This window comes from Paenibacillus phytohabitans (assembly GCF_013141775.1).
Taxonomy (GTDB): domain Bacteria; phylum Bacillota; class Bacilli; order Paenibacillales; family Paenibacillaceae; genus Paenibacillus_AQ; species Paenibacillus_AQ phytohabitans.
Map to the genome: position 1 here is coordinate 217,584 of NZ_WHOB01000093.1, position 25,982 is coordinate 243,565.

Genomic DNA, 25,982 nt, shown 5'->3' on the forward strand with positions numbered 1-25,982 from the left:
ACGCATGTGATCTTTAAGGTGTAAAATATTGATCGGATGTGACAAGCACCTCATGAAATGGAACAGTATCCGCACGAAACTGATCGTTTTTCTACTCCTGCCTACATTAATCTGTATTATGGCTACTATGTTCGTCAGCTATTCCTATACGACCAACTCCCTGAGAACCCGGGCGGTCGATGAGAATAAGAATCTGCTCTATCAGGGCTACAAGAACATTAACAGTCTGATCGGGGAGATCAACCGCCTGTCGCTGAGCGTGTATTCTGACTCGGAATTCTACCGGCTGCTGGAAGCGGGGCACGACGACCTGTCCTCCGATATCGCAATTTACAACTCACTCAGTTACATTTCCACCTCGCTGCCCAATATCTCACAGGTGTACTTATACGGTGTCAAAGACGGTAAATCTACACTGATTACCGATAATACAACGCCCAAGCGCTGGCTGGAAAACCTGCCCTACCAGGAGTCCAATATTACAGGAGCCTCTCCGGTTGAGGTACAGAGTACCCATACCAGCAACGCCTACGGGCTAAAGCTGCCGTTAACGCAGTTCGTGCCGGAGCCTGTTTTTACGATGCACCGCAGAATTGAGCGTATCCCTTCCTCTGAAGCACTCGGCTATCTCTCGATTGATGTCAAGCTGGCAGCTCTTGGTGACATAGTAGACCAGCTGTACGACCAGGATCAGGAAACCATCTATCTGGTAGACAGCGCCGGAAGACTGGTGTATGGGCCTGACGCCGGCACATTCGGCAAACCGCTGGATGCAGCGTGGTACAATAAGCAGATAGCTGACAGCACGGGGACCCAAGGGTATTTTGAGCAGGACAACTCTGTGTTCATTTATCAAAAAGTCGAAAGCATCGGCCTTAGCTGGACGCTCGTCAAGCAGATCCCTGTCTCCTATCTGTTCCGCGAAGCCAAAGAGGCTGCCGGCATTAACCTGCTGCTGCTCTTCGTGCTGATGAGCATGATCATCACGCTGACGATTCTCATCTCCTTCCGGATAACGGCTCCCATTAAGCAGCTGACCCGTTACATGAATCAGGTCCAGACCGGTAACCTGGAGATCGATATCCGCCCGGCGGGAAAAGATGAGATCGGTGTAGTCACGGAGCATTTCCGCAGTATGATGGACACGATCAACAACCTGATTCTGCGGGAATACAGGCTGGAGCTGTCGAACAAAACCAATGAGCTGAGGGCGCTGCAGTCGCAGATTAACCCGCATTTCCTGAACAACACGCTTCAGATCATCGGCACGCTCGCCCTCGAGCTGAAGGTGCCGCAAATCTACGGCCTGCTCTCGGCACTGGCCAAGATGATGCGCTACAGCATGTATAATGATGAGAAGATTGTGACGATACAGAATGAGCTGGAGCATGTCAAAGCCTATATTGAGCTGCAGAAGGAACGTTTTGAAAATAAGTTCAGTTTCCGCTACGATATGGAAGACTCCCTGCTGCACGCGCTGATGCCCAAAATGATCCTGCAGCCGATTGTGGAGAATTACTTCAAGCATGGATTCAACCTCGCCCGTACAGACGGATTCATTGAGATTACAGCAGCCAGACTCAGCACCAGCCGGATGGAAATCAGTATCCGGAACAACGGCCTCTCGATTCCGGCCGCAAGGCTGGAGACGCTGCGCAAGGAGCTGCAGCAGCCAAGGGCTGTTGAAGAGCTCGACATGCTCAAGAACTCAGGTCAGGACAGCTATAGCAGACGCGATGCTCCCGGTGCGGGAATCGGCCTTGGGAATGTGCTGGCCAGGCTGCGGCTGGTATGCGGGGATGATGCCTCTCTGACGGTGGACAATCTGCCAGCAGGCGGGGTCATCATCCGGCTTCAAATTGATATATTAGTGGAGAGTGAACGGATATGAAGGCGCTTATTGTGGATGACGAAGCAAGAGTCCGGAAGGCCGTCCGGCTGCTGGTGGACTGGGATGCGCATCAGATTGATGAGATTCTGGAAGCAGGGAACGGCAATGAAGCCATCGGGCTGATCCGCAAGGAGAAGCCGGCGCTGGTGATTATGGATATGATGATGGAGTCAGGCAGCGGCGTTGAGCTGATGACCTGGGTGGATGAATTCGCAGGCAACACCAAATTCATTGTTGTCAGCGGGCATGATGATTTCGACTTCGTGCGCCAGACCGTCCGCCACGGCGGCATTGACTATATTCTGAAGCCGATTGAAGCGGATATGATTAACACTGCGGTATCCAAGGCGGTCGCAGCCTGGCGCTCCGAAGAAGAGGAGCGCAGCCACCGTCAGCTCCAGAGCCTCCGGCTGAATGAGATCAAGCCGATCTACGGGGAGAAGCTGCTCTCCGCGCTGATTGATGATAAGGTCAATGCCGAGGCTTCGCTGCGCAGGCTGACCGGTGACGAAATCATTCCGCAGAGTGTACAGGCTGCGCGGCTGATCCTTCTGCAGACGGACAGCGGTAACAATCCGCTGCTCAAACGGTTCGGGGGCGACAGTGAGCTGATGTACTACGCCATCGTGAACATCTGCAATGAATTCCTGCAGCTGCAGCGAAAGGGCATTGCCTTCCGGTACTGGGGCGGGCCGCCGGAGATCGCCATCATTCTCTGGGATCTGGAGGAATCTGTTGTCGAGCTGATCAGCCGGATTAATCAGGGGATCTACCGTACCCTGCAGTTCCGCATGCATTTCGGAATCAGCACCGCAGGCGCGTTCCCGGGACAGCTGCCGGCGCAGCGCACAGAAGCTGCCGAAGCCCTGCTGCGGCGGAACCTGTTACGGCATGAGGATTATTGCCATTTCTCCCCGGGTGCGGGAGCCGGCGGCATGGCGGCAGACAGCCGGGAATCCGCCAACACGGAGGCGGAGGCACCGCTGAACTTCGCCGATGTCCAGGAGGACTGGCGGATGGCGGTCATCAGCGGCACAGCAGAAGCTCTATCTGCTGCCGCGCAGCACTGGACCCACGAGCTCAGCCGCCGGGGTGTCGTTACCCCGCAAATGCTGAATTCGTGGAAGGCAGATGCTCTCCTGTTCCGTTCGCGGCTGGTCCGGGAAGCGCTGGGAACCCAGTCGGACAGTGTGCTGGCCGAGCTTGAACAGGCTGATCTGCTGAGTCCTTCACCGCCGCCAAGCGGTTATTCCTTCTCCCTCTTCGCCTGGCGCGACTGGTCCTTTGCGCTGATGCAGCAGCTGTCCCAGACGCTCTCGGCCAGACACATGAAAGAGCGGAACCCGATGACGGAGATTGTTAAATATATCGAGCAGAATTACCCGTCTGACCTCTCCCTGCAGGAGGTTGCCGGCAAATTCTATGTCAGCCGCGAGTATATCTCACGCAAATTCAAACAGGAATACGGCATCAACTTCTCCGACTACATCGGCAGTGTCCGCATCGAGAAGGCCAAGCTGCTGATGCAGAATCCTAACCTGAAGCTGGCGCAGATCTCGGAGATGGTCGGCTTCCATGACGTCAAATACTTCAGCAAGGTGTTCAAGAAGCAGGTCGGCTGCTCGCCGAAGGATTTCCGGGGGCAGGCGGAGCATTAGCGCATTAGTTGTGAGTAAGCTCCTCCAGTTCCAAAATTCCTATCCGTCACTCCTTCTTCTTCCTTAAGTTTCCAAGTCAACATATAAAGAAAGGGGCTGTCCCAAAAGCCAAGAAATGGCTGGGACGCCCCTTTTTTTAGAGTCGGATAGACGGTTGCGCTAGATGAGGACGCTGCGCGAACAGACCGTTGTTCCAATCGCTGTGCTCTCCAGATTTTTTTCAATCCCCTTAGCGGTGAAAATCGGGAGACCAAGGCGACCGCTACCGCTTTTACACAATCAGTTCGTCCTCTCCGCTGTTTAAGCGGGAAATATACGACAATCCTTCAATAATCATAACCGATGCCAAAGCTGCGAAGGCTGTCCGTTGAAGGAACGCTGCACCAAGGCTGCAGGAAATCGGAAAGTGGTTGTCAGTCTGGAGAGGCTACGGTACCAAGCCGGCTCGGGACATCCTGCGAAGCGAGGAAGGCTTCGCCCCGGCCGTACGCCGAAGGACGGAACCGGAAAGTATATTTGGACAACTGAATAATTAACCGGGGCTTCCGGCGCTTTCTGCTTCGCGGCATGGAAATAGTAACGCTCGAGGTCGGTTGGCTTTCGCTTGCCCGCAATCTATTGAAGCAAGCTGCAAATGAGAATGATTTGTCTTTACTCGTAGAAAACTACTTTTGGAACAGCCTCTTCGGACTTTATAATATCCTGCACGAAATACAACATTTCCCGCATGATATCATCCACAATCCAGAATTGTTGTACAAAAAGCAGCATTTCTCCTTCTCCTGGCGGCTTTACGGAACAATTCTTGTATTCCGTACAACAATCTTCCCTCAAACCCCGGTATTCCGGAATCAAAGCTGCATTACGTACAACATTTCTGCCTATTGCTTTGCCTAAGCAGTATTATTGTCTCCCTGTTGCAGATTCGCCGTACCACTCCAGAAATGCATCCGCCACTGCCTTGCCGGCGGCGCCGTTCGGATGCGGGTCAAACTCGTCGCTCATATACTCCGGTCTGATTCTGTGATCTGCCGGAGCAGGTACAGACAGTACCGCCGCGATATCGAACACGCGGTCCACCCCGGCAGGAGGGTTCGCCAGGATCGTCTCATTCACCTTGCGCCAGTATACTTCCCGTTCCCCCTCGAAATTGAATGGCGGCACGGTGCTGAGAATCACAGCAGTCTCAGGTCGTGCTTCCTTAATCTTGGAGATAATATGCGCCAAATCCCCCAGCAGCTCCTCTGCCGTACGGTTGCCGATATCCAGATCATTCACTCCAAGCACGATCAGCACTTCATCGCCCTGCTGCGCCTTGTCCAGCCAGGCTCCATCGGTGGCGACATCATAGGCCCGGCCCCAGCCGGAGCCGATATTCCACAACCCGTAGTCTGTTCCCAATCCTTCGGCAATTCTTGCCGCCCAGTAGGAATACTCATCCTTCGCGGTCCGCACGCCCTGCGTAATCGAATCCCCCAGGAAGACCAGCTTCTTCGTTACAGCCTTCTTATACCCCAGGAAGCTAGGCAGGACCTGCAGCTTGTCCGATTCACTGAACGCTTCGGCTGTCTCCTGAGCGGCCAGATTGCCCGGCGCATCGTAGCCGGAGACCAGCATCCCCTCCACGTTGAAGGGGATCGACTTCCCGGCAGCTGCCGTCTTCAGCGTCCAGGTGAAGGCCAGGTAATGCCCTTCCGGCAGCTCCAGCAGCGCTTCATCGCTCCAGAACTGCTCGCCCAGAGCAACGTTCCGCGAGGCTTCGCCACCGAAGGTTACCGGAACCTGCGAACCTGGCACAACTGTACCATCCGGCACGGCTCCGCCATCGGCAACATACGCCGCTTCGATGCTCCATTCGCCGCCCGGTTCACTGGCAGCTGCCTCCTCTCCCAGGTTCCATGTGGAGTCTACAGCATTGCTGTGCCAGAACTTCAGCGTCAGGCTGCCAGTCTCGCGCAGGCGGACATAGGTCCGGTACGTGTGGGTGAACGGCTCGGGCGAGTTCATAATATGATTAGCGGCTGCGGATACTGCCGTTGCTGAAGTGAATTCAGACTGGCTGTACACTCCTGTATTAACTTTATTGTTCATAGCATTCTATTCTCCTATCGTTGCTGACCGAAATGGGATTCATTAGTTCACAGCTTACCTGTAATAAATGGAAAAAGGCAATAATGTTGTACGTTCTACAACTTCCATGCATGAATAACAGGCTGTTTGAGAGAATTGTTGTACGAAATACATGAATTCCTCCGCAAAGCAGCGGAAGCAAGGAGAAATGCTGTCTTTTGTACAACAATTCCGGTTTAGGATCGATAATAGGTGGAAAATGTTGTATTCCGTGCAAGATTACCGCGGCAAGAACAGCTTGAAGTTTCAATAGCCTCAAATACCGTACCGTACCCGCTGTTCAATCCTCAAAAAACTCTCTGATACACCGGGGACGAATGTCCCCTGTCATCAGAGAGCTTGAGTATAGGCAGTATAATCTTATTTCAGTGTAATCGTGAACGATACGGATGTAGCTCCGGCGTTTACTTTCACTGTAGTTTCATCTGCTTGTTCAGCACCTTCTACGGAAGCGATAGCGCCGAGATCCTTCACCGCAAAGGTGAATGCTTTGCCGCTGCCTTCTGCAGTTACAGTTATAGTGTTGCCGCTGCGTGCAGCTTCCACCTTCAGCTCAGGAGCGCCGTTGATGTCGCGTACGGTTGCAGTTGTAGCCTTGCCATCCTCCAGGGAGTACAAGCCAAACTTCACGCCCTCGGCAAAATCATAATCCGGACGGCTGTCTTCGCTGCCCACGGCAAGCAGGGAGTTCTGGCGGACGAACAGCGGCAGGCTGAAGAAGTCATGCTTCTCTTTGCGCCATGATCCGCCCTCTACGGTCTCACCGTTCAGGAGGTGTGTCCAGCGTCCAGCCGGCAGATAGTATTTCACTTCGCCGTTCTCCTGGAAGATCGGAGCCACGAGCAGGGAATCGCCCAGCATGTACTGGCGGTCCAGCACCTCGCAGGTCGGATCTTCAGGGAATTCCATCACCATCGCCCGCATCGAAGCCCAGCCCTGCTCATGTGCCTGTCCGGCTACATCATACAGGTAAGGCATCAGGCTGCATTTAAGCTTGGTGAAGAAGCGGGTAACATCCACGGCTTCGTCGTCGTAAGCCCAAGGCACACGGTACGAGGTGCTGCCGTGCAGACGGCTATGGCTGGAGAGCAGGCCGAAGGCCAGCCAGCGCTTGAAGACATGCGCCGGAGCAGTGTTCTCGAAGCCGCCGATGTCATGGCTCCAGAAGCCGAAGCCGGACAGGCCGAGCGACAGGCCGCCGCGCAGGCTTTCTGCCATGGACTCGTAGTCAGCGTAGCAGTCACCGCCCCAGTGAACCGGGAACTGCTGCCCGCCGGCGGTTGCCGAACGTGCGAACACGGCTGCTTCGCCTTTGCCAAGCTTCTCTTCCAGTACTTCAAAGACAACCTTGTTATACAATTGTGTGTAGTAGTTGTGCATTTTGTGCGGATCGGAGCCGTCGAAGTACACAACATCCGTAGGAATGCGCTCGCCGAAGTCGGTCTTGAAGCTGTCTACGCCCATGTCCACCAGATCACGCAGGTAACCTGCATACCATTCACAAGCCGCAGGGTTCGTGAAGTCAACGAGTCCCATACCCGCTTGCCACAGATCCGTCTGATACACGTCGCCGCTCGGTTTTTTGAGCAGATAGCCGTTCTTCTTGCCTTCTTCAAACAACGGTGAACGCTGTCCAATGTAGGAGTTGATCCAGACGCAGATCTTAAGCCCTTTCTCATGCAGGCGCTTCAGCATACCCACAGGGTCCGGGAACACACGGGAATCCCACTGGAAATCGGTCCATTGGTATTCGCGCATCCAGAAGCAGTCGAAGTGGAAGACATGGAGCGGCAGATCGCGCTCAGCCATTCCTTCTACGAAGGAGTTAACCGTAGCTTCATCGTAGTCCGTAGTGAACGAAGTCGTCAGCCACAGGCCGAAGGTCCATGCCGGTGGAAGCGCAGGCTTGCCGGTCAGGGAAGTATATTTAGTAATAACTTCTTTGATAGTCGGCCCTTCAATGACGAAGTATTCCAGGCTCTCTCCAGCTACGCTGAATTGGGCTTTTTTCACCTTCTCCGAAGCGATTTCATACGAAACCAGTTCAGGCTGGTTCACGAATACGCCGTAGCCTTTGCTGGTTACATAGAACGGAACGTTCTTGTAAGCCTGCTCGGAGCTTGTACCGCCGTCTTTGTTCCACAGGTCAACTACCTGGCCGTTCTTCACAAAAGCAGTGAAGCGTTCGCCCAGACCATACACGAATTCGCCGATGCCGATATCCAGCTCCTCACGCATGAACGTGTTGCCGTCCTGATCAGTGATATAGGCCATCGATTTGTAACCGCTGCCTGTAATGCGCTCGTCGCCGCGGTAGAAGTCTACCGACCAGTGAGTTCCCTTGTTGATAACCACGCGGAGTCCGCCGCTGATCAGCACGGTCTGCGCTTCGGTTTCTTCGATTTGAACGTGGTCGCCAGTTCCCTGGGTCAATTCAAAGGAAGGACCGCGGTCGATAACGCCGTCATTATGAATAATCTTAATCCCAACCACACCCGGAAGCGGGGAATGGAATTTTACGGTAAGCAGTGTGGAGTTCAGTGTTGCTGCACGTCCTGTAATCGGAGTTGTCTGCGTAATTGCTGTCAGACCTTCTGCAGTTTTTTCTACCGCATAGTTCTGAACTGCACCATTGATTGTGATTCCGTCGCGAACCAGCCAAAGGCCGTCTGTAAATTTCATGTGTGCACTTGCCACCCTTCAATTTGGTGTTTATAGTTGCATTATAACGATAACAAAATCACAAAACTACTATAATATAGCTTATTTATAACACTATTTTGATGTTTTACCCACAAGGAGGGCCATTATGGACCGCACATCGCAGCGATTGCTCAAAGAAGACCGTGAACACGGGGATGTTATGTTTCCCTTGGCCGCCTATTGGATAGAGCTCCCGGCCGGAGCCCCTGTCCTGGATACCCACTGGCATGAGGAAGCGGAGTTCTTCCTGCTGCTTGAAGGCGAGATTCTCTTTCAGGTGGATACGGATTATTTCACGCTCCGCCCCGGCGAAGCCGTGTTTATTGAATCCGGTGATATTCATGCCGCCTATGCGGCTCTGGACACTCCCTGCCGGTTCTGCGCACTTGTCTTTCACCCCGATCTCCTGGCCAGCGCCCAATATGATACCATCCAGCAGACTGTAATTCTGCCGCTTCAGGAGAAACGCCAGAGCTTTCCGCGTCACATCACCTCCTCCGTACCTTGGCAAGGAGAGCTTCTGCTGCACCTGGAGCGGATGATGGAGGCATATGATAATAAAATGCCCGGATTCGAGTCCTTTATGAAAGGAACTTTGCTCATCATGCTCTCACAGATTGCGCCGCCGGGACGTTCGGTGAACTACAGCCAATCGGCAGGCGCCGATAACACGAAGATCGACCGGCTGAAGAAAGTCATCCTCTATATCCAGGACAATTACCAGGAGCCGATCCGCACCCGCGATCTGTCGGAGCTGATTCCGATGAGTGAGGGGCAGTTCTGCCGGTTCTTCAAAAGCATGACCCGCAAGACGCCCGTCGATTATATCAACTCCTACCGGATCCGCCAGGCCGCCGCCCTGCTGCAGCAGAGTGACCGCAAAATCTCCGATATCGCCATGGATGTCGGCTTCGACAACGTCAGCTACTTCATCAAAGTCTTCCGCAAAGCGATGAACTGCTCGCCTTCCGAATTCCGCAAGGATGCTATTCCGGGAGCCGGTCAGGGTCAGCTTTATCCGTAAGATCAATGGGATAATTCGAACTGACAAATTTAACCTGCCCGTGTAGAATAACAATTCAGAAGGGCGGGACAAACCTTGAATACATTTAAGATAATAACAGCGTTTATACTACTGCTCCGCTTCTTAATAACGGGTAATGCAGCAGGCAGCAATGAGACCTCCATATACAAGCACCCGCTGGCATCTGATCAAATCACAGACCCTTCAATGGGTGAGATCCGCTTGATGCTGGGAGAAGCAGGTCTTGATAAGTATTGGGATACATTAAAATATCACATTCTGCCCGGATTCTACATGGTTCCACAAATGACAGATGAAACGGAAATCAAGCTTGGCGCCAGCAAAATCGGGGGACATCCTGACATGCCCTCTTCCTTTGAATGGCCTTCGTGGAGGAACCATCCCATGTCGTTTGTCGCTCAAATCAATCTTGAAGAGTTCCCTATGAATTTGGTTAACCCGGGGTATCCGGCTACCGGAATTCTCTACTTCTTCTACGTGTATGATTCTGAGGTATGGTATAACAGCGATGATTATGATTCAGACAAGAAGAATAATAATGTTGTATATTACTCCCCTGAAACTACAGAATTGGTTCGAATGGAGCCACCGATGACATTATCGGAAGATCAAATATTCAAATCCGCGCTGCTCGAAACAAAGCTTGAATTAACGATTCCCGATTCAGATTATCTGGAAGCCAACCATCTGATGAACAACGAAACGGACTTGAACCGCTATTCCCTGGAATTCAAACCGAAATTCCTGATTACTTACGACCGTGGAATCGGATTCCGTTTTCTGGGCCATATGACAGCACTGCAATACGGAGGTCATCCCAGCGATGAGATTCTATTATTCCAGGCTGATTCTGATGATCAGATCGGGATGGAATGGGACTTGTCCGGTTTATTGCATTTTTTCATCAAAGCGGATGATTTCAAAAAATTATTCTTCGAGAAGGTCTATACGTACCGCGTGGGGACGTGAGGTCAGGGGGTTCGATAGGATCGATCACCCTCCCTATTCACCCTCCAATCTGCTTACCGACGCCCGGATACGTTTAAGTTACGTGTAAGGGTGGAGCCATGCCGCTTCCGCTACTCTACTTACAGGAGGCAGATCACCATGAATCAACATGTCACTATGCCGAGTGAGGTACAGGAGTTCTACAATGCCATTAACCAATATCAGCCTGAAGCCTTTATAGAATTGTTCACTCCCGGCGCCAGCGTTAAGGATAACGGTAAAGAGATTGCGGGCAGGGAGGCTATACAGGCCTGGGGAGAATCAGAGCTGTTCTCTGCCAAGGTCCGCTATACGATCATGGAAATAGAAGAAGCCGGGGAGTCCGTCGCTGTGACAGCAGAGATGGAAGGGGAATTTAACAAGAACCGCGTTCCCGCTCCGCTGCTGTTCAGACACGAGTTCAAGGTGCAGGGCGGTAAAATCAGCTTACTTAACATCACGCTTAAGTAGCGATACAGATTTCATTTATAATGTGAAGGGGGCCGCAGTCACGCGGCTCCTTTTTGTTGTTCGACACAGAGCATTTCGTCTATCGTGCTTACGGAGCGAAGCTCAGCTAAATACAGGATGCGGAATGCCTGATATAATGAACGAATTGAACCTAATATTTCCATTCTTTTGATTCTTCGGGCAGGGGTGTCATTATGAAAAAAGGCATTATTTATGCCGTTCTATCCTATCTCATCTGGGGGTTTCTGCCGCTCTACTGGCGGCTGTTCCAGGCTATGCCCGCGTGGGAAATACTTGGGCACCGGATTGTGTGGGCTTTCGTTTTTGTAGCCGTACTGGTTACGTGCTCGCGGCAGTGGGGACGGCTGAAGACTATCTTTTTAAGCACCAAAAGCACCGTAGCAGTTGTCCTCTGCTCCTTCTTCATCAGCATGAACTGGTTCCTGTTCATCTGGGCTGTGAACAATAATCACGTGCTGGAGACCAGCCTCGGCTACTATATGAATCCGCTCATCAGCGTTCTGTTTGCGGTCATCTTCCTCAAGGAAAAGCTGTCAGCGTGGCAATGGGCGTCTATTCTTCTGGCAGGCACCGGTGTGGGGATTATGGCGGTCCAGTACGGGCAGGTTCCATGGGTGGCAATTGCGCTGGCGGTCACGTTCTCCCTGTATGGTCTGGCCAAAAAGCTTGCAGGGCTCGATGTTCTGCTCGGCCTGACCGGGGAAACACTGATGGCCATGCCAGTTGCGCTGGGCTATCTGATCTACATTCAGTCGCAGGGCACAGGAACGTTCGCTTCGCTGTCTCCCCTGCTGATGATCGTCCTGCTGCTGTCCGGAGCCGCTACGGCGATGCCGTTGTTCTGGTTCGCCAAGTCTATGCAGCTGCTCCCGCTCTCCATGGTCGGCTTCATCCAGTACATCTCGCCGACGACGAGTATGCTGCTGGCAGTATTCCTGCTTGGTGAGCCCTTCTCGCAGGGAAGGCTAGTCAGCTTCTCCTTCATCTGGGTTGCCCTGATTGTCTACAGTGTGGCCGGCTTCAGGAAATCCAGGCTGCCGGCTACCAACTGATCGGTCAGTTTATCGAAAAAGGGCATTACCAGCGCCGGACACGGCTGTGGTAATGCCCCTTTTATGTTCCACTCAAGCGCCCGGCTTCAGCCCGCCTTACGGATTACAATGAAGCAGGTGCTGTCCGGCAGTGCGACCGCCTGCCCGCTCTCATCCATCACCACGACCCGATCCTGCAGCGCCTCCGTATACCCTTCCTGCAGGTAATGGCGGAAGACCTCAATCTTCGCCTGATCACCAAGCGTCTGCTCAATGAACGCGGCATATTGAGCCGGAGTGAAATATCCGAACTGCTCCTGTACCTCATGGATATAGGCTTCCTCGCCCCACGTATACGTGTACAGGAACTCCATCGCATCATTCACCGGCATGAGGACCTCCCGGGCGCTAAGCTGCTCATACCGGATACTCCGGCCGGCAAAATCCTTCGCATACCGCTCCAGCCACGCCATTCCGTCATCCTCCAGGAACCGCACTCTCCGCTGCTGATCCTCCGGCTCACTCATAATACCGTCGCGGATAATAATGACTCCGCCGTCCGCCAGCACCCCGAAAGCGCTGGTTAGCGCAGCAGCAACCGTCCCGTGATTGAACTTCTTCCCGTCCAGCGGGACATAGGAATACAGCTCATGCAGGATGGAGGAGAAAATCACTGTGTCGACCGTCCCCGCCTCCACGTAATCCTTCAGGTTCAGCGCATCGCCCTGGAGCACCTCCCAGCGGTGGTCTTCCCGCTGCTTGCGCTGCCGCAATGCTTCAATGACATTGCTGGAGATATCGATGCCCACCGGAATCACGTCCGGCATCCGCTGCTCGATCAGATCCAGCAGCACCCCGCCGCCCGGCCCGATGTCCAGCACCTTGCGGCCGGTGACGTAATCCAGAATGACCGCCTTATAATCTGCCGTATCATTCATCTGGCTTAAATACGTATCCTCGTTATGGAAGCGGTCGAACGCATCCCGGCGCAGATCGAACAGATCGAACAGCAGCAGCACCGCCCGTTCATACAGCGCCGACTTCTCGGCTTCTATACAGAATTCAATCAGCTTCTCAGCCGCCGGGGAGAATTCGAAGTTGAAGAACAGCGTGTCGGGCAAATGCTCCTTCCGCAGCAGCCGGTGCAACAGATGCGGATTGCCGGAAGGCTGCTCCCCGCTGTAGATCTCTGTCCAGTCCAGCTCAGACAAGTATTTCTCAATGATCCGTTTCTTGTACACGTTGATCTTCTTGCTGCCCTTGTAGTCATAATAAATGCTATTCATCACCGCTTCGAAGCTGATATGGTTCAGAGCGGACAAATCACTGCTAGCGGAGAGGCTTACTACTTTGAGAAACTGCTCCAGCGAGAAGGTCTGCAGTGCTGATTCCACATACCAGAAGGTGACAGGCTGCAGCGGCTCCAGTACAGCAGGATTGAAGCCCTCCTGTACAAGACTGCTCCACTCCGTCTCATAATCCTCGCCCTGCGCGATAGACCCGGAGCGCATTCTCCGCAGACGCTCCTTCATCGGGACTTCATCATGCAGATTCCCCGAGGAGATTACGGCAATCAGCTCCATCACCTGAGGACGAACCTCCTGCCACAGCTCCGGGGCAACGGCAGAGATAATGCAGTGATTCAGCGCGAACAGCAGCCGCTCCAGCTCATCTGCAGTCAGCAGCCCCTGCTCCACCAGTCCGGATAACGGAAGATTGACCGAAGGCGGAACCTCGCCGCGGATCTGCTGCCCGATCAGCCCGTGGGTTTCGATCAGCCGGTGCACGATCAGCCGCTTATCCGCAGAGGCAGCGTCCTCCCGGTCATCCTCTGCATAACGCCAGTACAGCTGTGCCGAACCGATATTATGCACAAATATATTAATGCCGTCCTCCTGCCAGCTTCTGCGCTGCCGGATCGTACCGCCCTTGGCAGTCTCCGACCAGATCAGCGTCTCTTCAGCCAATTCCCTGATCCAGTAGGATAGCGGCAGACTGTCCAGTACGCGCAGGCTCCGCTCTACGTAATCCAGCACCGGACTCTGCTGCTCCAGTTCCCCCAGTGACTCTACCCGTTCGAGGTTCACAATCGTCTGCTCGGCCTGAACGATATATTCCAGCCACAGACAGCCTTCAACGGGGAGCCTTCCTTCTTCGCGGTATGTTTCAATAGCCTGCAATGATTTCAGCATTTGCCTGCCTCCCTATGTAATAACGATCTCTATACAATAGCCCTGCTGGCTGCGGTTGAATCATGATCTCTATAGATCAACTTAAGCCCCCCCAGCTGGGCGAGGACGTAACTGCGGTGAATATTTGGCCTTCCAGCCGCTGTTGTGTCCAGATTTCTTTAGTTCATCTTATTCAAACTGTTAATACAACAAACCGCAAGCTTCTGAAGAGAAGCCTGCGGTCAAGAAAATGCACTACTATTGTATATTGTATACCAGATTGCCGGGAGAAGATAAATCCAATTTAAAGTGCACCTGCATCCCTAGCCGTATAGAATGACGGGAAAATCGGCCGGTAATGTAATTCGTCTCTGATCCGGGTGGTATCAATGACACCCTCCCATGGATTGAATTCCTGCTGCTGCGCTTCCGGGGAGGTTTCAAAATGATGCAGCTTCTGCAGCTCCGCAATGGTGATCGGTGCGTCGTCACCGACGTTGTAGATCCGGCCATCTATCCCGTCTGCGGAAGCAGCGAGCAGCAGGGCCTGACCCACATCGGCATGGTGCGCCATATGCATTCGTTTTGCCGGATTCCAATTGCCTGCGAGCGGCAGAAATTCTGTGATATGCGGATCCCGCTCACCGTAGACAAAGGGCAGCCTTACAATGCGCAGGCCTAATCCCTGTTCATGATGAAGCTGCAGCAGCGCTGCCTCAGCCTTGGCTTTGGACTGCGGATAAGCAAACGCAGGCTTCAGCTCGTCATCCTCCTGACTGGGTCCCGCGTTACTTCCGGAGCCGTAGACATTGTTAGTGCTCGCAAAAACAAACCTTGGCACCCCCGCCTCCAGCACTGCCTTGGCCAGAGCGATGCTGCCATCGAAATTGGATATCCAGGTGGTATTCTCGTCTACCCCGCGGAACTGAGCTGCCAGATGAAACACAACATCAATCCCCCTGAGAGCCTCCACATAATGCTCCGGCTGCAGAAGCTCGCCTTCTACAATCTCAGCCCCCAGCTGCTTAAGCCCCTCTGCCTTGGCAGCATCCCTGATCAACAGCTTAACGTGATGACCGCGCTGCAGCAGACGCGGAACGAAACGGCTGCCTACTTTACCGGTGGCTCCAGTTACAAATATGTTCATAGTTCAAATCCTCCTAAGTTTATAGATGCTATACTGGCAGTATAATAGAATGTGTAACTGGCATCCTTCCTGCGTTTATCGTAGGACTGTCAGTGTCAGGATAAGGAGGAGTTCAACATGGAAGAGGTTTCTTCCAGAATGCCGTTAGGAGAATTTCTGCGTTCGCGCCGGGAACGTCTGACTCTTGAAGAAGCCGGGTTAGTCTCTTATGGAAGACGGCGGACTCCGGGACTCCGCCGGGAAGAAGTGGCCCAGCTTGCCCACATCGGAACCTCATGGTACACCTCTCTGGAGCAGGGAAGAAGTATCAATCCTTCAGAGGATGTACTGAATAACATAGCAGAGGCGCTGCGGCTGACTGAAGACGAACGTCACCATCTTCATCTTCTTGCCAGACCGGTGCAGCAGCAGGCCGTAGAAGATCAGCAACTGAATACAGGCCTGGAACGGATGATTAAGGCCCTGGAGCCGAATCCGGCCTTCGTAATCGGGAGAAGCTGGGATTTGCTGTTATGGAATCAGGCAGCGGAGCTGGTTTTCGGCTTTCCTTCATTCTCAGAGGGTGAGCAGGAGCGTCCCAATTGGATGAGACTGTTATTGACGGGCGGGAAACGAAGAATGAATTCAGAGGACTGGGAGAGTAAAGCAGAAGTCATCGTTGCACGCTTTCGTGCGGATTACGCACATTTTCCTAATGACCCGAGGTTCAAGGAGCTTATCGGGGAATTTATGCAGAGCAGCCCGCTGTTCCGCGAGAAATGGCCGCTGCATGATGTTCAGGTTGTAACGGACTGCCACAAACAGTGGAATGCGCCGGGCATCGGGGAGCTGGAGTTCGAACATATGACCCTACAGCCCCAGGGCCATCCAGATCTGAAGATCATGATTTATACAGCTACTGCCGAAACAGCTGCGCGTCTGCAAAGTCTAATGAACACCAGCGAACATTAATCATGCGTTTATGGGTTCAAAAATAACAGCAGCAAACCAGGACATGATTCTCCCGTCCACGGTTGCTGCTGTTTCGTTATCCGCTAAGCCTATCTTCTACCCGTTCTCCGCCGGTACATGACCGCTGCCGCTACAACGATCAGCGCCGATCCAGCGAGCAGGATCACTAAGGTATCGCTGCCTTGGCTGGCTTCCTCTGGCTGGACAGCTTCAGCAGAATTCTCCACTGAATTTGCTGCTGCAGTATCTGCCGATGCCGGATCAGCAGATTCCGCCAGCACCTCTACAGCCTGCCCGTCCGCTTCTTCCGCAGCCAGCGCTGCCGCCTTTTCTGCATCCTCTGCGGAGACCCCGGCAATTTGAGTGCCTGTCTTGGTAATCGTATACGGGATAACTGCACCGCTGCGGAAATGCATCTTCAGCTGCACTTCCCCATCCTTCACTTCTTTCCAGAATTCATCCGTGAATTTGATCTCTCCGGTCGTATAGTCCGGATAGAAGGCTTTGTAGTACTCCTTGAAGGGAGTCCAGTCATTAGGTCCGGCATTGCCGCCAGCCGTATAGACGGCTTCCAGTGTTGCCAGACTATCCCCGTTGAACCAGGCCGGGATTGTATATATCCCCTCCGGAGCCTGCGCACTGATGAAGCTGGGCGTGTCGTAATAAATAATGTCCATTCTCCAGTCAGCACCCGCGCTGAATCTGGCAGTTAGCACTGCATTAATACCGTACTTCTGCGTAACAAGTTTCTGCAGCAGCCCGGCATGGAGGATAAGGTTCTCTCCCTCAAGCTCATAATCCGTTCCTTTTACAAGCACTTGTTCCTGATTAAGCAACGCCGTGAACGTATTGCCGTTCAAATTCAGGGGAATGGCGGTATCCTTCATTTCCGCATCCTTTAGAATATAGACCGAATCCGTCTCCGCATTGGAGGAACGGCCTTTCCAGCCCTGCTTCATCACCTGATGAAGCTCCTCGTCTACCCACTTGAATGTGCGCCGGTCGAAATGCTGCCCGTTGTCCCATAACATCAGCGGCATTTTTTTCTCATGGGCATAGTAGGTAACGTATTCAAAAAACTTCAGAATCTCGCCATGCTGGACCGTACTCAGCGATTTATCGAACCCGAGCAGGCCGAATTCCCCGATAATTACGGGAATGCCCTTGGCTGTGAAGGTATCATAAGCCCGGTCGAACGCCTGAATCAGATCCTCCCTGGCCGTGGTATCGAACGTGGTCGAGCCCCCAAGGTTCACACTGAACGCATAATAACCATAGTAATGGAACGTTGCTATCAGTCTATCATCATTTAATTTCTTGATGGTTGCGGCTAATGCATCCAGTCTGGCCTGGGTAGGGGCAGCAGTGAGCGTAGAAAGTACCAGCGGCCGCTGCTTGTTGTTCCCTCCGGAATGCCGGACAATAGTATGAAAGGACACATTCAGTTCATCCAGCATAGTGAAATATTCCGGGCTGTCCTTACTCCAGTCGTCGGAGAAACGCGGCTCATTCAGACTCTCGAACATCAGGCTGTCCGGATAATTCTTGAAATGCCCGGCAATCTGCGTCCAGGCGGCATTGAATCTGTCCAGCACCTCATCATGCTCCGCTGCCATGTTCATCACCCAGTTACTGTCATGATGAAGATTAATAATCACATGAAGGTTCGCAGCCAGCGACCAGTCAACAACCTCCTGAATCCGGGCCATGAAGTCCTGCCGGATTGCATAATCAGGAGCATCGCCCATCCGGTGCTTCCAGGTAACCGGGATACGGATGCTCTTATAGCCCTCCTCCGCAAGCTGCCCGATGAAGGCCTGGGTCACGGCCGGGTTCCCCCATGAGGTTTCGTCCCCGGAAGCCTCGAAGGTATTCCCCAGGTTCCAGCCCGGTCCGAGCGATTCAACATAAGCCTGCAGGGCATTCTTCTTCGCCCGGGTTTCCGCCTGCGCAGGAACTGCCGTCACCAGGACGGCCAGCAGCAGTATACAGGTAATGACGAACGAGCGTTTCAGCTTCATCTCAGGCCGCCTTCCTAATCATTTCTAAATACACATGCTCATTCAACTGCTGCTTAATTCGTCCTCGTCCCTCAGATTTGGAAGCTCATCCTTCGTTACCGTGAGCGGATGATCATAATACTTGATCAGATGCTTGCGCTCCGTATATCCGCTGCTGTAGGCTCTCCGGCCATCCTCTTCAGTCATATACACAAATGTGCCGTACCAGGTGCAGTTCCAGGCCCACAGGGCCTGATCCTTCAGCATGGAATCCGGGTCCGGAAGCACTCCATTCTCCGATAAGGCAATGATTTTGTTCTGCCCGGTATAGCTTCGGGCACGCTGGAAATGCCCCTTCTGCGAGCTATAGTCTCTGGCCGAAGGATACAGATCCTCTCCGATGATATCAACGTATTCATCACCCGGATACCAGTCACCATGCTGGCCGTTCCATACCCAGATCAGGTTATTCAGCTTATGCAGATTCGTCATCCGGTCATACATCAGCTTCCACAGCCGGATATACGGATCAGCGCCGCGCGCGCCCCACCAGAACCAGCCGCCAGATGCCTCGTGCAGCGGTCTCCACAGTACGGGGACTCCGGCAGCCTGAAGCCGCTTCAGCTGCAGGGCGATGGCATCCATATCCCGCAGCAGCAATTGATACTCCTCCGATTCCGGATGATCCAACGCCTGTGCAAGATCAAAGGTCGTGGCCTTGGTATAGAAGCCGCTTCCCCAGGTCTTGTCGGGCGGCAGATCGATCAGATCCTTGGGCGCGTTCCAGTGCCAGCAGAAGGTGACAATCCCGCCGCTCCGCCACCAGCCGATGGCAATATCGGTGTCACTGCACTGCGCCCCCCGCTCCGTCCGGGAAGGCGAATAATTCATGAAGTCGAAACCATAGACAGCCGGGTACTTGCCTGTCACTTCGTACAGAATCTCAAGCTCGGGCGCCGATTCGACACCGATCTGCTGTCCCGTTAATACACGGGACCCGTAGATGCTGCACAGATAGGTCATTAGCCTAAGCGCACCCGCATCCGCATGCGGGTTCACCAGCTTAGGCTCCACTATATATTGGGATGCCTTCTCTTTATGCATGTTCTAAATTCCTCTCTGAATGAGATCAACCGATAATTCCGCTGCGTTCCACGCTCTCTACGAAGTAACGCTGCACCACCATATATAAGGTAATCAGCGGGAGAATCGCCAGCAGGATACCGGTATCGATAATCATCGCTACGTGATTGGGGTCCGCCTTAACACCCGATCCCCCGCCTACCCCAAGCAATCCCGGCAGCAGGGCATTGGCCTGCGCGGCCAGCGAGCTGACCTTCGTAGGCATAAGTGCAATTTCACTCATGAACAGCGAGGTGAAGAAGGTATCGTTATACTGCCAGACGAAGCAGAACAGGATGACCGTAATCATCGGCGAGACCGCATTGGGCAGCATAATCCGCAGGAACGTCTTCACGCCCCCTGCACCGTCGATCAGCGCCGCTTCCTCAATCTCCTTCGGCATCCCCTTGAAGAACTGGCGGAAAATATAAATGAACAACCCCGCCTTAAGTCCGATGGCAGTCGCGGATGTAATCATCGATGGCCAATACGTATTGAGCAGATTAATGCCGCTTCTCCCTGTAAACAAATGAATAATCCCCATAATGTCAAAGCTTCTGAAATGCAGGTACATCGGCACCATCAGCGTGCTGGTAGGGACAAGCAGGGTAAGAATGACGAGCGCGAACAGGATATTGCTCCCCGGAAAGCTGAACCGGGCGAAGCCGTAACCGGCCAAAGCGCAGGAAGCCGTGGTCAGCACCGTAGTCACTACGACGAAGAGCAGCGTATTCCCCAGCAGCGGGAAGTAGTCCAGAATCTGCATCGCCATTCTGATGTTATCCATAGTGTAGTGGACCGGAATCATATAAATCGTCGGATTGTAAATATCCGCTTTATCCTTGAAGGCGATCGAGAACTTCATAAGCAGCGGGTAAATAATGATGAAGGAGATCCCGATGACCAGCGCATAGCGGAACAGTGCGTATAGAAGATCCACTGCTTTGCCTTTTAGCTTATGGACTCTATGGTGATTCGCCTCCCTATGAGCAGGCTGAACAGATTGAGGAGCTTGCATAGCCGTACCCTCCTTTGCGATTAATCAATTGTAATGCACTCTTTTGGACAGGAAGTATCCTACAATAATCAGGACGATGCTGATAATCAGCGTATAGATCCACGACATGGCCGCACTGAGACCAAAGTTCTGGGTGGTGAACGCGGTGGTGAAGATCATTTGCGTTACTTTGCTACCCGTGAAAGAGTCGATAATGGTGTAGATCACATTGGTCAGGATGAGCGGGCTTACCAGCGGGAAGGTGATTTTCCAAAAGGATTCATAAGCGGTCGCCCCTTCAATCTTCGCTACCTCGTACATCGCTCCCGGCACCGACTGCAGCGCGGCCAGGAAGATTAGAATCTGTACACCCGAGCTCGTAATAATCTCATAAATCCGCAGGATAGCATCCACAATGTAATCCACGAACGACAGCGGCAGACCGATATCACTCAGAATCATCACCATAGACATGACGTTGTACTGGGAGCCGGATTGACCGAGTTCATTCACAGCCGTGGCATCCCCCACCAGGTTGATCAGTCCGGACGCTTCTGCCGCCGAGATCGCATTCGAAGCCAGAATAACAGGCAGAAAGAATATCGCACGGGCCAGAACTCTCCCCCGGAATTTCTGATTCAGCAGCGTTGCCGAGAACAGGCTGAAGAACAGGATCATTGGAACGTTAAGCACCATATCCCTGACGGATTCGGTGAGTACGCGGTTGAAGGTTGCATCTACAAACAATGCATTATTGAAATTAGACCAGCCTACCCATTCCAGTGTGAAACCTGACGGATCAACGTTTAATTTGCTGAAGCTGAACTTAACCGACTGGATGAGCGGAGCCGCGAACATGAACACGAAGCCAAGCAGCCACGGCGTAATAAAGGCGACTCCCAGCCAAGAGCGCTTGTGATTTAAGCTGAGCTTGCTCCCCCTCATGACTGCCCACCTTCTATCCCATATTGTCCGGCTCCGACAGTGAAGCCGTGTACGGAGACTGGCATATCTGTGTAATTCACATAGATTGAAATACCATTGCTGTACTGCACCTCCACAACACCCTCCTGATGGCGTATATGGTTCACAATCTGCGCGTTCTGTACCGGAGAGAGCACTTTACTGACTTCCTTGTACAGCGAAACCGCCTGACCGTACCAATCCTGATAACTTGTGGCATACATGTCGTCAAAATGAGTGTATTTCAGCTTGGAGGACGGCTCATACGACCAGGAGAAATGCGGCGCGGCACCAAGCTCAATAGAGCGGAGCAGCTGCACCTTGAGATCCTGCTCATCGTTCAGATTCACCGGCGTCCCCGTATAGCTGATGTAACCATGGACAACCATTTCATAGAACGGGATTTCTTCATCCGTCAGCACGAAGCCGCTGGAGGCTGTCGGCACATTGATCAGATGATCGGAGTAAGGCCATGCATAAGCATTGCCGCCTGCGACCATCGTCTGGCCGATGCTCTGATCCAGCTTGCCCAGCTGCTCCTCTACGATTTGTTTGGCCGTCTCCCGCTGAATGACCCGGCTGACCCGGAAATCCGAGCTGAGCACACTGCCGAGATCCCGCAGGGATACGCCGTTGAACCCGTAAGCTGAATACTTGCTCATGAAGGTGTCCACATAATAGGGCAGTTTGGCCGGGGACAACAGATAGTAGCTTCCGAGCGTCATATCCATCCGGTTCAAGGCCCGGTTATACGGATAGAGCTCCGCTTCTTCCCGGGTCACGAACCGGGAGGCATCGGAGGAAGGCGTGAAGCCGCCATCATCATGATAGATCTTCTGGAAGGCCACATCCGGGAATAACATACCTCCCGCCTGTTCCAGCTGCTCTGATAATTCAAGAAGCTCCGCTTTGCTGCCGAGCACACTTTCCGTCTTCAGCTTATCCGGTGTAGCGTGATTCACACCTTTGGCAGACCAGCCGGTATAGCGCATAAGCAGCCGGTCAACGCCATCCTGCTTCAATTGCTCTGCAATCTGCGCCGCCTGCCCGAAGGTGGTCATGGCAATCTCGGACCGGTAAGGGACGCCGAGGAACGACTTCTGCTTGTCGACCGCCCCCAGCATATCGAGATAGAAGGGGACATCCTGTCCGGTCTCCAGAGGCTGCAGCACCTGCTCCGCCGCCAGCTTATTCCGGTACAGCTCAGCCATTCCTGAATAATTGGCTTTATCTTTACCGAGGAAGCTGTAGCGGACCTCAATATCGCCTTTGTAAATCTCTTCATTTAACAGCTGAATTTCCTGAATGGTAGAACCCGTATACAGCTCAAGCTCATCCTCCCCCCGCAGGGTGTAGCTGCTGTGGATGAAGTTGTAGGAGTTCTTCTTGCCGCTGATATCTGCGGCTATGCTGGCTATGGCATCGCCTTTCTCGATCACGGCAAACCATGCGGCATCCTCTGTTTTCAGGCCAAAGACCGGCATTCTGGCACTCTCGCTGACCTGCCCGCGTCTATAGCTGTTATCATTCGGGTCCGGGCCGTATACACGCTGAACATACTGCTCTTCCTTCACTTTTCCGTTATTCAGATAGATCAGGCTGCCGGAGCCGTCCGGAACGAACATGTAGCCGTCGCTCTGCTGACCGGCTGCTCCGAACATATTCAGCAGCTCCAGGCTGCGGATCTGGTATTCACCGCTCTCCTTGACCTGGTTCATCGGGACGGTTACTACCAGCGACCCTGCATCCAGCCGGTATTCCAGCGGAATGATGAAGTTTGGCTTGCTTGCTCCGGAGCCGCCCTCCACTCCGTTCTCCTCATTATCGAAGGCCAGATCCTCCGCAGAATAACCGGATTTATTGAAGGCTGCGGTCATTTTGCTCAGCACCAGCGGCTTCGAGACCTGGGCATCAATGCGCTCCAGAACTTCCGGGTCACCGTCTTTCGGATAATAACGCTGCCCTACATATTTGGCGCTGGACGCATCCAGATTAGCCTGGACCTTCTCTTCCATTCTTGTCTTGCTGATGAACTTAGGCAGCGCATCAATCCCGATGGAGGTATCTCCAATCGTATATACAATCCGCAGCCCGTTCTTGATGCTCTCGGCAGTGAATTGTTTGCTGCTGATACTCTGGGCGAAGTTCGTATAGGATTCTAGCGTCCCTATAGAGTCGCGGAACAGTACGTTCAGCTGCGAGGACAGCAGCTCCTTCTCGAATCCCGAAGCCAGGGTATCCTGCTCACGGCCCGCAGGATTGCTGTACCAGATCTGACCATGGCTTTTATCCTTCACGGCGATTTCCGTTGTCTCTGGATTGAAATATAAGGACAGCTCAGATTCATCTGCTGCGAGCTGCATACCCGGAATGCCCCCGGACGAATCCGGCAGTGCGGTGAACCCGGTTCCGGCCTCCAGCTCAGCTGTTACTTGCATATAGGCCGAGGCTTCCACCGCCTTCACTCCGCGTGAGGAGAAGACTAAGGCAGAACCGGCAAGGATCAGCAGGACTGCGGCACAGGCGAGCACCGCGACCAGCATTTTACGATTTTTCACAGGTGCGGCCTCCTTTACGTACGGAAAATTAATTCCCGGTAAATGTTAACGAAGAATTCGATAATCTGCTGGAGCATGCTTAAGACGAGCGTCCCCAGAAACACGACAATTCCCATGACAATAACCGTGAGCAGCATCGTGATTACGGTTTTGAGCACAGTATATTGATGAACGGTCATAATGCCGACAAATAATAGCGCGACGAACCATACGGAGGATATCGTCATCATCAGATAATAGAAGGCTGTTTCTTCCTCCGCCATAAACCGGCTGGCCAGGATCATCGGCACATAAATAATTACAATCGGAACTAGCGCATAGGCTGTAGCCATCATAATTTCTTTGAATTTGCCTTCCCCGTCCATGAGTGTGGTGATCGCCCAGTTGGAGAGGCACCACAGGAAGAAGGGAAAGATAATCGTGAACAATTGCGTGATGCTGTTCAGATGCCGGGGGTCGTTATAATTCACCAGGAAACCCGCAAACTGATCCTTCAGGATCATCGAAATCACGACCAGCAGCAGAATCGTCAACGCGACCCGGACCTTCCCTTTGCCTTCGTACTTCATATCCCAAAAGCTGTCAAACGGATGCACAATGAGGTGCAGCGGGAATTTAATGAAATCCTGCCTCATGGGCGTTCCCCTCCTTAAGGTTTGGCGAAGCCTGCCTGGACGCGGTTAACCGCCGCTTCCTTCTCCAGAAGCTGAAGAGCTTATAAGACAGCCAAGCCAGCACCAGGATCGTTACCGCTGTCAGGAAGGTTCCGAAATGCTCCTGCATGACTTCTCTCCGGTACCGTTTGAAGGCTACCGAATACCCGTCGCGGTCCATTCCGAGCTTGAAGTATTTAAGTGCCTCTTTGTTTTTTTTGTCCATCAGCAGGGACTTGCCAATGCCGATATACGCGATATCGTAGTTGGAGTTCAGCTTCAGCACTTCCCTCCATACCGGCACAGCGAGCGTATCTTCACCATTGTAGTGATACCCCACCGCTTCATTGACGCTTGTGCCGAACCGGGTCGGCTTGAAGATGACAATGTTGCCTTTTCCACGGTCCAGTACGAGCTGATTCCCCTGGGAGAACTCTACCGCTACCGGTATTTTGAAGGTCCCGGTCTGGTTGCCCTTCCCTCCGTAGACATAGAGAAGATCGCCTTCGTCGTTATACGTGAACACCTTGCCCTGGTTGGCATCAAGCGCACTGTACATCCCGTTTGCCAGCACTTTAATGTCCGTGAATTTGGAGGATCCAACTGCCGTGCGGTATGTGATGTCCCCCTTAATATCGAAATATCCGAACCGCTTCAGGACATCCTCCCCGGAGGGATTCAGCCGTTTGACCGGCTCCTTGGAGCCCGGATCTATATTGGTGGCATAGAGGAAACCCTTGGCATCCACATCGATATTGGAGAATTCTGTTGGCACGAACAGAGCCATCTGGGCTTTCTGCGCTTTGGTCGAGACCAGCCGCCACAAATATTCGGCATAATCACGCTGCACTTTGTTCGTGCCGACGTAGCCGATAAACTCGCCATTCTTATCAAACTGCATGATCCCTTCGAAGATCCCTTTAGCGATGACATAGACACGTTCAGCCTGATCTACAGTCACTTTCACGGGAATAAACTTGAAGTCCGCCGGCAAAATATCAGACGCCGGCTTCTCCACCATGCCGAGCAGCTCCCCTTCCGGGGACAGGATCACCACACGCCCGTTATCCGTATCGGCAACATACAAATTGCCGTCTTCCGTAATGTACAATCCGGATGGATTCTTGAATGTATCCTCCGCGCCCTGATTATCGAAGCTATTAATGACCTTAACGACCTTCCAGTCCGGGTCCAGGCAAATAATCCGCCCGTTTCCGCTGTCGGCTATATAGATCAGTCCGCTTGCCGCCACGGCCATGTCGCCGGGTTCCCGGAAATCGCCTACCCCGAGATCCTTGCCGGACAGGGTCCGGTCAGGGATATACGCCGCAGGAGCGGGCACTGCTTCTTCCCAATAGTTATAGTTGTAGCTCTCATAAGGCGCAGAATCTGCATGCGCCGGAGCGGGAGCTGCATACACAATCAGCAGGGATGCCGCCATAAGTGACAGCAGCCATTTTTTTGCGATCAACTGCGTTCCCCC

General features: G+C 53.1%; 18 protein-coding genes and 1 pseudogene. 8 read left to right on the forward strand and 11 right to left on the reverse strand.

What is annotated here, in order from left to right:
* Positions 1 to 52 precede the first annotated feature (52 nt).
* From GC101_RS32110 to GC101_RS37015, 3 genes and pseudogenes are all read left to right on the forward strand, one after another.
* Complete coding sequence (locus tag GC101_RS32110; protein ID WP_171720613.1) at positions 53 to 1,891, forward strand: cache domain-containing sensor histidine kinase; 1,839 nt, start codon at positions 53 to 55, stop codon at positions 1,889 to 1,891.
* The gene (locus GC101_RS32115) at positions 1,888 to 3,549 is read left to right on the forward strand and encodes a helix-turn-helix domain-containing protein (protein WP_171720614.1); all 1,662 of its coding nucleotides are present in this window, start codon (positions 1,888 to 1,890) and stop codon (positions 3,547 to 3,549) included. The genes GC101_RS32110 and GC101_RS32115 overlap by 4 nt, the downstream gene beginning before the upstream one ends.
* A gap of 334 nt (positions 3,550 to 3,883) precedes the next feature.
* A pseudogene (locus GC101_RS37015) lies at positions 3,884 to 4,182 on the forward strand (transposase); the annotation flags it as partial.
* A 270-nt stretch (positions 4,183 to 4,452) separates the two neighbouring features.
* On the opposite strand, the gene GC101_RS32125 reads toward GC101_RS37015, so the two are convergent.
* Positions 4,453 to 5,640, reverse strand: coding sequence for an SGNH/GDSL hydrolase family protein (locus tag GC101_RS32125; protein ID WP_171720615.1), 1,188 nt, complete (start codon positions 5,638 to 5,640; stop codon positions 4,453 to 4,455).
* A gap of 399 nt (positions 5,641 to 6,039) precedes the next feature.
* Positions 6,040 to 8,361, reverse strand: coding sequence for an alpha-xylosidase (gene yicI / locus GC101_RS32130; RefSeq protein WP_171720616.1), 2,322 nt, complete (start codon positions 8,359 to 8,361; stop codon positions 6,040 to 6,042).
* 127 nt (positions 8,362 to 8,488) lie between these two features.
* Between yicI and GC101_RS32135 the strand changes: the two genes are divergently transcribed.
* The 4 genes from GC101_RS32135 (at position 8,489) to rarD (ending at position 11,958) form a co-directional block, all read left to right on the forward strand.
* A complete protein-coding gene (locus GC101_RS32135) occupies positions 8,489 to 9,406 on the forward strand; it encodes an AraC family transcriptional regulator (RefSeq protein ID WP_171720617.1) in 918 nt (305 codons plus the stop codon).
* A 75-nt stretch (positions 9,407 to 9,481) separates the two neighbouring features.
* Complete coding sequence (locus tag GC101_RS32140) at positions 9,482 to 10,396, forward strand: YwqG family protein (protein ID WP_171720618.1); 915 nt, start codon at positions 9,482 to 9,484, stop codon at positions 10,394 to 10,396.
* Between the two features lie 138 nt (positions 10,397 to 10,534).
* Positions 10,535 to 10,885 carry a nuclear transport factor 2 family protein gene (locus tag GC101_RS32145; RefSeq protein WP_171720619.1) on the forward strand — a complete coding sequence of 117 codons (351 nt, stop codon included), beginning with the start codon at positions 10,535 to 10,537 and terminating at the stop codon, positions 10,883 to 10,885.
* A gap of 194 nt (positions 10,886 to 11,079) precedes the next feature.
* Positions 11,080 to 11,958, forward strand: coding sequence for an EamA family transporter RarD (rarD, locus tag GC101_RS32150; protein WP_171720620.1), 879 nt, complete (start codon positions 11,080 to 11,082; stop codon positions 11,956 to 11,958).
* Positions 11,959 to 12,044: 86 nt separating this feature from the next.
* Here rarD and GC101_RS32155 read toward each other — a convergent pair whose 3' ends face one another.
* A complete protein-coding gene (locus tag GC101_RS32155) occupies positions 12,045 to 14,129 on the reverse strand; it encodes a class I SAM-dependent methyltransferase (RefSeq protein ID WP_171720621.1) in 2,085 nt (694 codons plus the stop codon).
* A 283-nt stretch (positions 14,130 to 14,412) separates the two neighbouring features.
* Positions 14,413 to 15,255 carry an NAD-dependent epimerase/dehydratase family protein gene (locus GC101_RS32160; protein WP_171720622.1) on the reverse strand — a complete coding sequence of 281 codons (843 nt, stop codon included), beginning with the start codon at positions 15,253 to 15,255 and terminating at the stop codon, positions 14,413 to 14,415.
* A 117-nt stretch (positions 15,256 to 15,372) separates the two neighbouring features.
* On the opposite strand from GC101_RS32160, the gene GC101_RS32165 reads away from it, so the two are divergent.
* Positions 15,373 to 16,206, forward strand: coding sequence for a helix-turn-helix transcriptional regulator (locus tag GC101_RS32165; RefSeq protein ID WP_171720623.1), 834 nt, complete (start codon positions 15,373 to 15,375; stop codon positions 16,204 to 16,206).
* A gap of 89 nt (positions 16,207 to 16,295) precedes the next feature.
* Here GC101_RS32165 and GC101_RS32170 read toward each other — a convergent pair whose 3' ends face one another.
* Genes GC101_RS32170 through GC101_RS32200 form a run of 7 tightly spaced genes read right to left on the reverse strand, consistent with a single transcriptional unit; the run spans position 16,296 to position 25,970 of the window.
* Positions 16,296 to 18,227, reverse strand: coding sequence for a cellulase family glycosylhydrolase (locus GC101_RS32170; protein WP_171720624.1), 1,932 nt, complete (start codon positions 18,225 to 18,227; stop codon positions 16,296 to 16,298).
* A gap of 42 nt (positions 18,228 to 18,269) precedes the next feature.
* Entirely contained in the window at positions 18,270 to 19,310 is a 1,041-nt protein-coding gene (locus GC101_RS32175; protein ID WP_171720625.1) for a glycosyl hydrolase, read from the reverse strand.
* A gap of 25 nt (positions 19,311 to 19,335) precedes the next feature.
* Positions 19,336 to 20,346, reverse strand: coding sequence for a carbohydrate ABC transporter permease (locus GC101_RS32180; protein WP_171720626.1), 1,011 nt, complete (start codon positions 20,344 to 20,346; stop codon positions 19,336 to 19,338).
* A 24-nt stretch (positions 20,347 to 20,370) separates the two neighbouring features.
* On the reverse strand, positions 20,371 to 21,270 hold the full coding sequence (locus GC101_RS32185) for a carbohydrate ABC transporter permease (RefSeq protein WP_171720627.1): 900 nt from the start codon (positions 21,268 to 21,270) through the stop codon (positions 20,371 to 20,373).
* Complete coding sequence (locus tag GC101_RS32190) at positions 21,267 to 23,846, reverse strand: DUF5696 domain-containing protein (RefSeq protein ID WP_171720628.1); 2,580 nt, start codon at positions 23,844 to 23,846, stop codon at positions 21,267 to 21,269. Before GC101_RS32190 ends, GC101_RS32185 begins: the two co-directional genes overlap by 4 nt.
* A 14-nt stretch (positions 23,847 to 23,860) precedes the next feature.
* Positions 23,861 to 24,481 (reverse strand): YIP1 family protein, encoded by a 621-nt coding sequence (locus GC101_RS32195; RefSeq protein ID WP_171720629.1) that lies wholly within the window; start codon positions 24,479 to 24,481, stop codon positions 23,861 to 23,863.
* Positions 24,462 to 25,970, reverse strand: coding sequence for an NHL repeat-containing protein (locus GC101_RS32200; protein WP_343049843.1), 1,509 nt, complete (start codon positions 25,968 to 25,970; stop codon positions 24,462 to 24,464). The genes GC101_RS32195 and GC101_RS32200 overlap by 20 nt, the downstream gene beginning before the upstream one ends.
* Positions 25,971 to 25,982 lie beyond the last annotated feature (12 nt).

Coding starts and splice junctions, on each gene's coding strand:
- GC101_RS32145 (WP_171720619.1), top strand. CDS start 10,535: ATGAATCAACATGTCACTATGCCGAGTGAGGTACAGGAGTTCTACAAT.
- GC101_RS32165 (WP_171720623.1), top strand. CDS start 15,373: ATGGAAGAGGTTTCTTCCAGAATGCCGTTAGGAGAATTTCTGCGTTCG.
- GC101_RS32195 (WP_171720629.1), bottom strand. CDS start 24,481: ATGAGGCAGGATTTCATTAAATTCCCGCTGCACCTCATTGTGCATCCG.
- rarD (WP_171720620.1), top strand. CDS start 11,080: ATGAAAAAAGGCATTATTTATGCCGTTCTATCCTATCTCATCTGGGGG.
- GC101_RS32160 (WP_171720622.1), bottom strand. CDS start 15,255: ATGAACATATTTGTAACTGGAGCCACCGGTAAAGTAGGCAGCCGTTTC.
- GC101_RS32135 (WP_171720617.1), top strand. CDS start 8,489: ATGGACCGCACATCGCAGCGATTGCTCAAAGAAGACCGTGAACACGGG.
- GC101_RS32155 (WP_171720621.1), bottom strand. CDS start 14,129: ATGCTGAAATCATTGCAGGCTATTGAAACATACCGCGAAGAAGGAAGG.
- GC101_RS32115 (WP_171720614.1), top strand. CDS start 1,888: ATGAAGGCGCTTATTGTGGATGACGAAGCAAGAGTCCGGAAGGCCGTC.
- GC101_RS32175 (WP_171720625.1), bottom strand. CDS start 19,310: ATGCATAAAGAGAAGGCATCCCAATATATAGTGGAGCCTAAGCTGGTG.
- GC101_RS32180 (WP_171720626.1), bottom strand. CDS start 20,346: ATGCAAGCTCCTCAATCTGTTCAGCCTGCTCATAGGGAGGCGAATCAC.
- GC101_RS32170 (WP_171720624.1), bottom strand. CDS start 18,227: ATGAAGCTGAAACGCTCGTTCGTCATTACCTGTATACTGCTGCTGGCC.
- GC101_RS32185 (WP_171720627.1), bottom strand. CDS start 21,270: ATGAGGGGGAGCAAGCTCAGCTTAAATCACAAGCGCTCTTGGCTGGGA.
- GC101_RS32125 (WP_171720615.1), bottom strand. CDS start 5,640: ATGAACAATAAAGTTAATACAGGAGTGTACAGCCAGTCTGAATTCACT.
- yicI (WP_171720616.1), bottom strand. CDS start 8,361: ATGAAATTTACAGACGGCCTTTGGCTGGTTCGCGACGGAATCACAATC.
- GC101_RS32110 (WP_171720613.1), top strand. CDS start 53: ATGAAATGGAACAGTATCCGCACGAAACTGATCGTTTTTCTACTCCTG.